Source organism: Streptomyces sp. LS1784, from assembly GCF_020103755.1.
Lineage (GTDB): Bacteria > Actinomycetota > Actinomycetes > Streptomycetales > Streptomycetaceae > Kitasatospora.
In genome coordinates, this window is sequence record NZ_JAHSQD010000398.1 from 1 (window position 1) to 7647 (window position 7647).

Annotated in this window: 10 protein-coding genes; 5 read left to right on the top strand and 5 right to left on the bottom strand. The window is 74.2% G+C overall.

All coding sequences use genetic code 11. The annotated features are described in order from the left end of the window. Both KS423_RS32390 and KS423_RS32395 read right to left on the bottom strand, forming a co-directional pair. A partial coding sequence (locus KS423_RS32390; protein ID WP_224283325.1) for a hypothetical protein occupies positions 1–1454 on the bottom strand: 1454 nt, incomplete at its 3' end. 112 nt (positions 1455–1566) lie between these two features. Next, a complete protein-coding gene (locus KS423_RS32395) occupies positions 1567–1761 on the bottom strand; it encodes a hypothetical protein (protein WP_224283326.1) in 195 nt (64 codons plus the stop codon). 398 nt (positions 1762–2159) lie between these two features. On the opposite strand from KS423_RS32395, the gene KS423_RS32400 reads away from it, so the two are divergent. The 4 genes from KS423_RS32400 to KS423_RS32415 all read left to right on the top strand — a co-directional run bounded on the left by KS423_RS32400 (position 2160) and on the right by KS423_RS32415 (position 4842). Next, positions 2160–2576 (top strand): ankyrin repeat domain-containing protein, encoded by a 417-nt coding sequence (locus KS423_RS32400; RefSeq protein ID WP_224283327.1) that lies wholly within the window; start codon positions 2160–2162, stop codon positions 2574–2576. Between the two features lie 24 nt (positions 2577–2600). Beyond that, positions 2601–3116 (top strand): GNAT family N-acetyltransferase, encoded by a 516-nt coding sequence (locus tag KS423_RS32405; RefSeq protein ID WP_224283328.1) that lies wholly within the window; start codon positions 2601–2603, stop codon positions 3114–3116. A gap of 47 nt (positions 3117–3163) precedes the next feature. Further along, entirely contained in the window at positions 3164–4246 is a 1083-nt protein-coding gene (locus KS423_RS32410; protein ID WP_224283329.1) for a serine hydrolase, read from the top strand. 95 nt (positions 4247–4341) lie between these two features. Beyond that, entirely contained in the window at positions 4342–4842 is a 501-nt protein-coding gene (locus KS423_RS32415; RefSeq protein WP_224283330.1) for an NUDIX hydrolase, read from the top strand. Positions 4843–4849: 7 nt separating this feature from the next. On the opposite strand, the gene KS423_RS32420 is transcribed toward KS423_RS32415, so the two are convergent. The 3 genes from KS423_RS32420 to KS423_RS32430 all read right to left on the bottom strand — a co-directional run bounded on the left by KS423_RS32420 (position 4850) and on the right by KS423_RS32430 (position 7223). Then, positions 4850–5500 (bottom strand): vitamin K epoxide reductase family protein, encoded by a 651-nt coding sequence (locus KS423_RS32420; protein ID WP_224283331.1) that lies wholly within the window; start codon positions 5498–5500, stop codon positions 4850–4852. A 90-nt stretch (positions 5501–5590) separates the two neighbouring features. Continuing rightward, positions 5591–6409, bottom strand: coding sequence for a thioredoxin domain-containing protein (locus tag KS423_RS32425; protein ID WP_224283332.1), 819 nt, complete (start codon positions 6407–6409; stop codon positions 5591–5593). A 139-nt stretch (positions 6410–6548) separates the two neighbouring features. Further along, a complete protein-coding gene (locus tag KS423_RS32430; protein ID WP_224283333.1) occupies positions 6549–7223 on the bottom strand; it encodes a hypothetical protein in 675 nt (224 codons plus the stop codon). Positions 7224–7378: 155 nt separating this feature from the next. Between KS423_RS32430 and KS423_RS32435 the strand changes: the two genes are divergently transcribed. Further along, positions 7379–7647, top strand: a 269-nt coding sequence (locus KS423_RS32435) for a CHAD domain-containing protein (RefSeq protein ID WP_224283334.1), incomplete at its 3' end; no start/stop codon positions are given.

The following is a 7647-nucleotide window of genomic DNA, read 5'->3' on the forward strand; positions in this document are numbered from 1 at the left end:
CGGGCGCGATGTCCAGGGGTGCGCCGAGCGCGGCGCGCCCCTCGTCGGGGCCGGCCGGGCCGAGCACCACGCGGGCCCGGGTGGTGGCGCGGACGGTGGCGGTGATCCGGTCCCGGGCGTCGAGGTCGTCGGCGATCACCACGGTGACGCGGGCGGCCCGCGCGCCCCTCGTCGGGGCCGGCCGGGCCGAGCACCACGCGGGCCCGGGTGGTGGCGCGGACGGTGGCGGTGATCCGGTCCCGGGCGTCGAGGTCGTCGGCGATCACCACGGTGACGCGGGCGGCCCGACCGTGCCGCAGCGGGAGCTCCAGCAGGTCCTGCGGGTCGGGACGGCCCTCGGCCTGGGCGAGTTCGCTCAGCTCGGTCGGGTGGTCCAACAGCAGCCACAGCGGCCGGGTGACGTCCTCGGGCGGGGCGCAGCCGGCGTGCCGGGCGGCGTTGAGCGCGGCGAGCCGGCGCTCGGTCTCGCCGGCGGCCCACTCCAGGGCGGCCAGCGTGCCGTGCAGGCTGGTCTCCACGGTGTACACACCGGGCCGGTTCACCAGACAGGCGTGTTCCCCGGTGCCCGCGCCGTCGACCACCACCAGGTCGGCGTACGGGAGGGCCTGGAGCGCGATCGAGCGCAGCAGGCTGGAGGTGCCGTAGCCGGTGACGCCGAGCGCCAGCAGGTGCGGTTCGGAGGAGCGCGGGCCGGTGCGCCAGATCACCGGCGGCTGCTGGACGGCCATGCCGCCCTGGACGACCGGGATGGTCCGGGCGGTGCCGTCCTCATCGGTGAAGCCCAGCACGATCTCGCCGGGGGCGACCACGAAGCGCTGGGCGGCGATGTCGGTGGGCAGCGGGGCGAGCGCGGTGATCCGCAGCCGGTTGGACTCCTCGTCCCAGTCGAAGCGGTACTCCCGGGCCCGGCCCGCCTTGCCCTGGACCACCTGCTCGATCCGGGCCCGGGCAGCCGGCTCGGTGTCGGTGAAGTAGGCGGGGTAGCTCAGTTCCAGCCGGGAGAGCCGGCCCTCGCGGTCGAACTCCCACGCGCTGAAGGCGTTCTTGTGGCTGCCCTCGAAGTGGTACAGCGGGTTGGCGTCCTCCGGGCCGCACAGGTACGGGGTGAGCGCCGCGTAGAGGGCGCCGAGCTTGACGTCGGCGACGTCCGGGGCGGGCGGTGCGGGCGCCGCCCTGGGGATCCGGCCGGCCCAGCCCGCGCTGGCCATCAGGGCGATCAGGGCGAACAGCAGGCCGTGCGGCAGCAGGTAGACGCCGAGTCCCAGGGCGGCGGTCAGGAACAGCGTCGGGCCGCGGCGTTCCTTGGGGGTGGCCTGCCAGTGGGACACGGCCCAGCCGACGTGGTGGCGCAGGCCGCGGCCGATGGCGGCGAGCGGGGCGAACATGTCGGAGGCGTGGTCCCCGGTGGTCCGGGCGATCGCGAGGCCCTTGCTGAGGTGGCGGTGGAGCGGCATTCCTTGACTCCCCGGGCGATGGGACGGGCTGGGGTGGCGGAGGTGGGGTACGACGGGGCCCGGGGCGGTGTGGGATCCGCTCCCGGGCCGGTACGGGGAGAGTGGGCGGTGGCTAGAACTTGATGCCGCTGAGCAGGCTGGCGAGGCTCGCGCCGCCCGCGGTGATGCTCGGCGCGATCGAGGAGCCGGCGGTGTAGAAGCCCAGGAGGGCGCAGACGACGGCATGGGAGATCTTCAGTCCGTCCCGGCGGAAGAAGAGAAAGGCGATGGTGCCGAACAGGACGATGCCGGAAATCGAGAGGATCACGTTCCGCTCCTCAGGAAGGGGGGACAAGCGGGGGTGTTACGGAAGGCGCACTAATCGTGACAAAAAGTAATAGATGACGGAACGGCGCAAATGGGTGGTTCTGCCGTTCAATGCCGTTCCGGCGGCCGGGTGGCGGGGTGCGGACCGGCCGGGGTGCGGGCCGGGCGTCGCGGGGATTCGATGTGCCGAGGCATTCCCGGGCGGCGGGCGGGAAGTTTCCGGGGGGTCCGGGAAGTTCGCTCGAATGGCTGCGCGGCGCGCGCGGCCGAGTGTCGTGGCGGGTGCGGGCCGTCATCCGGATTCCGGACGCCCGCTGGCCCGTTCCGGCACCGGCCGCTACCGTGCCGTGGGCGCAGCCCCGAGACCGCCCGACGACCCGACCGGAAAGGCCGCCCACCGTGACCGACGCCGCCAGCCAGCAGCCCGCCGACGCCCCCGACGCCGAGGTGATCGCGCTCGCCGGGAAGCTCTTCGACGCCGCCCGTGCCGGGGAGACCGACACCCTGTCCGCCTACCTGGACGCCGGTGCCCCGGCCGACCTCACCAACGACCGCGGCGACACCCTGGTCATGCTCGCCGCCTACCACGGACACGCCGCCACCGTGGCGGAGCTGCTCCGGTACGGCGCCGACCCGAACCGCGCCAACGATCGCGGTCAGACCCCGCTGGCGGGTGCCGTCTTCAAGGGCGCCACGGACGTGCTCGACGTCCTGCTGGCCGGCGGGGCCGACCCGCAGGCCGGCACCCCCAGCGCCGTGGAGACCGCCCGGATGTTCGGCAAGGACGACCTGGTCGCCCGGTTCGAGGACCGCTGAGCCGGGATCGTAGGCTTTTCAACCATGAACACCACCGCCACCCGGGACGCCGGCACCGTCGAGTTCCGCATCACCGGCTACGCCCACCCCGACGCCCAGGCCCTGTCGGCGGAGGTGCAGCAGGAGTACGTGCGCCGCTACGGCGACCCGGACGAGACCGTCATGCGCCCCGCGGACTTCGAGGCGCCGGCCGGCCTGTTCATGATCGCCTACCTGGACGGCCGTCCGGTCGCCTGCGGCGGCTGGCGGGCCAAGCAGGCCGGACCGGACGACCTGCGCGACGGTGACGCCGAGCTGAAGCGGATGTTCGTGATCCCCGAGGCCCGCGGCCGCGGCCTGGCCCGCGGGGTACTGAGCCGCCTGGAGCAGACCGCGGTCGAGGCCGGGCGCACCCGCGTCATCCTGGAGACCGGCACCGAGCAGCCCGAGGCCGTTGCGCTGTACCGGTCCGAGGGCTACGCCGCGATCCGGAAGTTCGGCATCTACAAGGACCACCCGCAGAGCATCTGCCTCGGCAAGCGGCTGGCTCCGGCGGTCTGAGCGGCCGCCGCGCGGGGAAGGCTCCCGTCGGCCCGAGGAGGGGACGGATGAGCCACCGAGCACCCGATGCACCCGGAGCCGAGCGGCTCCCCGGCCTGGCCGCGCCCGGCGGGGAGCTGGACCGGCTGGTCCGGGACGGCGCGCGCACCGTCGGGGCGGGCGCCGTCTGGGCCGTCGGGGATGCCGCCGGCACGCTCGGCGGCGGCAGCCACGGCCTGCTCGGGCAGGGGCCGTACGCGCGGCTGCGGCCCGGGCCGGACACCCTGTACGACCTCGCCAGCCTCACCAAGGTCGTCGCGCTCTGGCCCTGCGTCGGGGTGCTGCGACAGTCCGGGCTGCTTCCGCTGGACGAACCGCTCGGCCACTGGTGGCCACCGTCCGCCGGACACCCCACCGCAGCGGTGACGGTCCGTCAACTCCTCGCCCACACCGCCGGGATGCTCCCGTACACCCGCTTCGAGCAGCTCTACGGGCGCGACCTCGCGGCGATCCGGGCCGGGGTCGTCGCCGCACCGCTGCACCGCCCGCCGGGCGCGGTCGTCGAGTACACCGACCGCGCCGCCGTACTGCTCACCTACCTGGTCGAGGACCTCGGCGGCGCACCGCTGGACGAGCTCGCCGAGCGCTGGGTCTGGGGGCCGCTCGGCATGGCCGACACCCGGTACGGTCCGCTCGGTGCCGCGCTCGCCGCCCGCACCGCGCCCACCGAGTACGAGCAGGGCGCCGGCGTCCACCTGTGCGGCGTCGTCCACGACCCCTCCGCCCGGCTGCTCGGCGGGGTCTCCGGCAACGCCGGGGCCTTCTCCACCGCCCGCGACCTCGCCCCCTTCCTGGCCGCGCTGCTCGCCCCGCCGCCCGGGCTGCCCTGGGGCGGGGCGTGGATCGACGAGTCGCTGCGCGAGCAGACCGGCGGCCTCGCCCCCGCCCGCGGCCTGTCCTGGCTGTGCGCCCCCGGCACCGGGCCGGCCGAAGGCACCTTCGTCCACTACGGCTTCACCGGCACCGGCTTCTGGGTCTCCCGGCGGCTCGGACGCTGGGCCGTGCTGCTCACCAACAAGGTGCACTACGACCGGGACATCCGGCGGCTCACCGAGCTGCGCAACGCCTTCCGGCAAGCGGTCTTCGGGTAGCACTCATTCGGGTGGATCAGGGGCGAACCGCCTTTCCCGGCGCCGGAGTCGCGGCAGAGTGGCCGCGGCAACGGGAACCCGGCGGAGGAGGCGCGATGACGGACACCTGGGCACTCTCGGAGGAGGAGTGGCTCGCCGGAATGGTGCGCGCCTACGTCGGGTGCAGCGTGCTGCTCACCGACGAGGCGGGCAGGGTCCTGCTGCTGAAGGCCAGTTACCGCGACCAGTGGCAGTTCCCCGGCGGCGGGATGGACCCGGGGGAGGGGCCCGCCGAGTGCGCGGCCCGCGAGCTGTACGAGGAGACGGGGCTGGTGGCCGGGCCGCTGAGGCTGCTCGTCGTGGAGTGGCGCGACGCGATCCCCGACCAGGGCGAACACGCCCACCCCGCCGTGCAGTTCATGTTCGACGGCGGGACGGTCGCGGCCGGGTCGGTGGTCCGCGCGCAGGCCGAGGAGATCGCCGACCACGGGTACTTCACCCCGGCCCGGGCGGCCGTCCTGCTGCAGCCCGGTGCGGCGCGCCGGCTCACCGGGGCCCTGGAGGCCCGGCGGACCGGCGCCGCCGCGCTGCTGCACTCCGACGGGTACGTGGGGTGACGGCCGGTCAGAGGAGCGTGCTCCAGTAGTACCAGAACCGGTTGAGGACCAGCAGCGCGATCACCGCCGCCCACAGCACCGGCAGCGCCCAGTGGTAGCGGGCCGCCTCCCGGACGACCACCCGTGCGCGCGGGCCCACCGGGATCACGCCCTCGCGCAGGTTGTGCAGCGTGGTGTACCAGAACAGCGCCACCACCGTCGCCCACACCACCATGCAGTACGGGCACAGCGCACCGATGTCGTACAGCGCCTGGTAGATCAGCCAGTGCGCGAACACCACGCCCAGCGCGGTGCCCGCGTTCAGGCCCAGCCAGAACCAGCGCCGGTACGCGGCACCGGAGAGCAGCCCCGCGCCGATCGCCGCCAGCGCACCGAACGCGGCCAGCCCGAGCAGCGGGTTCGGGAAGCCGAAGACCTCCGCCTGCTCGGTGCGCATCACCGAGCCGCAGCTGATCACCGGGTTGATGTTGCAGCTGGGGACGTAGGAGGGGTTCTCCAGGATGCGGAGCTTGTCGAAGGTCAGGACGGCCGAGGCGGCCAGCCCGACCAGCCCGCCGAGGAACAGCAGGAAGGCGTAGGCCCGGCTCGCGCCGATCGGGGCCCGGCCGGCGTCGTCGGGGGCGGAGCGGGAGGGGTGCACGGTGGTAGCGGCGGTCATGGCAGCACACTCCGGTGGCTGGCTGGGAGGAGCCGGCCCGGCCGGGAGTTCGGCCGGGCCGGGTGGTGCCGTGCGGTGTGGTGGTCCGGCCTACTGGAGGCCGGCGGCCTGCTTCACCTGGGCGGTGAACTGCTCGGGCGGGACCACGGCGTTGCCGGCGAACAGGGTGATCTGCTTGCCGTCCACCTTGACGGTCGGAGTGCCGGTCACCCCGCTGTCGTTGAACGCGTCGGCGACCTTGGCCGCCCACGGGGCGTACGTCTTGTCGGTCACCGCCTTCACGAAGGCGTCCGTCTTCAGGCCGGGCACCTGGCCGGCCAGGTCCAGGATGTGGTTGACGTCACCGAAGGCGTCCTCGCGCTCGTCCGGCTGGTTGGCGTACAGCACGTCGTGGAACGCCTTGAACTTGTCCACGCCCTCGTTCAGCGCGGCGCCGACGGCGGCCAGCGCGGTGCGCGAGCCCTTGCCGCCGAGGCCCTTGTCCAGGAAGGCCGCCAGGTGGAACTCCACCTTGATCTGACCGTCCTCGGTGAGCTTCTTGACGGTCTCGCCGTTCGCCGCCTCGAAGTGCTTGCAGACCGGGCAGCGGAAGTCCTCGTAGACCGCCATGGTGTGCGGGGCGTCGGCCTTGCCGTAGGTGATCACCGTGCCGTCCGGGCCGGAGGCGTTGGCGGGGATGACCAGCGGAGCCGTGGCGGCGGCGGAGGACTTGTCGTTCTTGTCCGAGGCCGAGCCGATCGCGACGGCGACGCCGCCCGCGAGGGCCAGCACGACGACGGCCGAGACCGTCACCACGATCCGCTGACGGCGCTTGGCGGCCTGCTTCTCGCGGCGCTGCGCCTCCTGGATCCGCTCACGGGCACTGACGCGCTTCTTGTTCTTGTCCTGGGACATGGGTGGGGAAGTCAACTCCTGTACGCGGCGCGCGGGTGCGCGCGGGAAGCCGCACCTGGTGCGGCGGGGTCGGTGAACGCGGGAGTCGTGCGCACTGCCTGCGGGCGTACCGGGGCCGTTCGGCCGGGTACGGGTGATCGGACGGGACGGTCGATCAGCAGGCAGGCGCGAAGGCGGGCGGGCCACGCCGGGGCGCCGGGCTCAGCACGACGTCCTCGCGGCGCGGCCGGGCGCGGTCCGACACCGGCAGCGGCACCCGCAGCACCGGACGCACCGGAGCCGGGATCAGCAGGACGACCAGGGCACGCAGCGGGCCGGCCAGGGACTCGCGCAGGGCGCGCAGCGCCAGGGCCAGGGCGGACAGGGCGGCATCGCCCATCCGCAGCCAGGCCGAGGCCGCCAGGGCGATCACCAGGTGCACCAGCAGGAGCAGCAGCTGGGTCGCGGCGGGCGCCAACTGTCCGACGTGGCCCAGCGGGCCGTCCAGCAGCGAGCCGTCCACCGAACCGCCGCCACAGACCAGCAGGTTCACCCCGCGTGCGGGCACCTGACCGGCCAGCACCGGCGAACAGCTGGTCTGGCCCAGGTTGAACGTGGTGTTGAGCAGCAGTTCGACCGGCACCATCACGCCGGAGATGTGCAGCATCCGCCGCTCCCCGCCGGCCAGCACGGCCGCGACCAGGAAGACGACGGCACCGGCCGAGGCCACCAGTGACAGCGGCAGCGGGCGGCCCGTGATGACCACCTGGCCCAACGCGGCCATCGGCACGGCGAGCGCGGTGAACACCGCGGCCCGCAGGGCCCTGGTCGCGTGGGAGGAGGTCGTCACGCTCCGGAGTATGCCATGGCACTCACATCCGGCACGAGGGCCCGTAGGTCCCTGTTCCGGCTGATGCGCCCTCAGTAGCCTGCGGGGTCGACGGCAGCCGTACCTGGATTAGCCTGGAAGGCGTTCCCGCCGACCCGACGAGGGGGCGAGCGCACATGACGGAACCCGAGACCACGGTGGGGCAGGTGCTGCTGGCCCGCATCGAGGCGCAGGCGGTGGTGCTGGCCGGTCTGGACGACGCCGTCCGGGCGGACGAGCCGGACGCCGTGCACCGGATGCGGGTCGCCTGCCGGCGGCTGCGCAGCGCCCTGCAGACCTTCCGGCGGCTGCTCGCCCCCGGTGCCACCGACGACCTGGTCGCCGAGCTGCGCTGGCTCGCCGCCGCCCTCGGCGGGGCGCGGGACCGCGAGGTGCTGGCCGAACG